At 66.1% G+C, this 1,364-nt stretch carries 1 protein-coding gene; it reads right to left on the bottom strand.

The genetic code is table 11. The features are described from left to right. A partial coding sequence (locus ABZT06_RS50580) for a phage/plasmid primase, P4 family (protein ID WP_355756723.1) occupies nt 1-1,364 on the bottom strand: 1,364 nt, incomplete at both ends.

The raw sequence follows: 1,364 nt of genomic DNA on the forward strand, positions 1-1,364 counted from the left end.
GAGTGCTCCAGCAGTCCGATGCCCGGGTAGTATTTCCGGCCATTCGACTTGATCATGTCGGTCGGCGAGGTCACACCCACCTCCTGGCGGACACGGTTCGCGAACGCCCTGGGGGTCGCGGGCCTGATCCCCTCACCCGCGTTGCACCAGGAGCTGTACTCGGCGTAGAGCAGGCCCTGTTCGACGCGTAGGTCCTTTCCTGGTTCCCCGTCGCGTGTGCAGCATTCGGTGAGGAAGCGGCCGATGTGGTCTTCGGTGGTGGCGTAGGCGGTCGTGGCGATACGCACCCGGTCGGGGCCCTCCAACGGGTCCCTGGTGCTCAGGTAGCGCTGGGCTCCCCCGATGAGCCATTGAAGAATGCCAGGGCCCTCGTCCCGTACGAGCTCGAAGGCGAGGTTGTCGATCCGGCGGTGCGCCGGGACGGTCCTGGTGAAAGGCAGCAGCCGGATACGCCGCCAGAAGGCGAAACCACCGGTGGAGACCTCCGGACGGTGGTTGCCCAGCAGCCACAAGTGGTGGGTGGGCGTGAACGAGAAGTAGTCCTGCCGCATCCGGCGAGCCTTGATCTTGTCACCACCCGTCAGCAGCCGGACCCGCGCCTCGTCGAACTTGTCGTTCGGCTTCAGCTCGCTGCACACGATCAAACGGCGACCGTGCAACTCGGTGAGTTCGGTGGAATGTTCGGAGAAGGCGCCCCGGTCCATCAAGAAACCCGGCGGAGCCGCGTCCGCGTAGTCACCGAGAATCTGGATCATGATGTCGAGCAGGACTGACTTGCCGTTCTTGCCCTCACCGTGCAGAAACGGCAGCACCTGTGCGCCGACATCCCCCGTGATCGAGTAGCCCAGCAGCAGATGCAGGAAGTCGATCATCTCACGGCCCTCGGCGTCATCACCAAAGGTGTCAGCGAGGAACCGGTGCCACCGCGGGGTCTCCATGTCCTGCGGGGCGACGCTGGTGGCTCGGGAGTGGAAGTCACGGGTGGGATCGGGCTTGCGCAGGTTCCCGTTGTTCAGGTCCACCACTCCGACGGGGGTGCACAGGGCGTACGGGTCCCCGTCGAGCGTGTCGGGGTCGACGGAAATGTCCGGGGACGCCTTGGCCTGCGTCAGGAGCGCCTTCAGCCCGGTGGTGGACAGTGTGCGCCGCTTGTGGTGGGCCAGGTCACGATCACTGAAGACACCGCGCGGGTCGGTGAGGGCCATGTCCTCGGCCATCTCCCCCGCGGCCCACAGTGCGGCCTTCTCCCCACCCCCACGCTTCCACCGGTAGCCGTCCCACGCGAACCAGCCCAGGCCCTCCACATGCCGGAACTGGTCACGGTACAGCCGCACGAAGAGCCGGGCATTGCCCCGATCGGACAG

The organism is Streptomyces sp. NPDC005483 (assembly GCF_040606035.1).
Classification (GTDB): Bacteria; Actinomycetota; Actinomycetes; order Streptomycetales; family Streptomycetaceae; genus Streptomyces.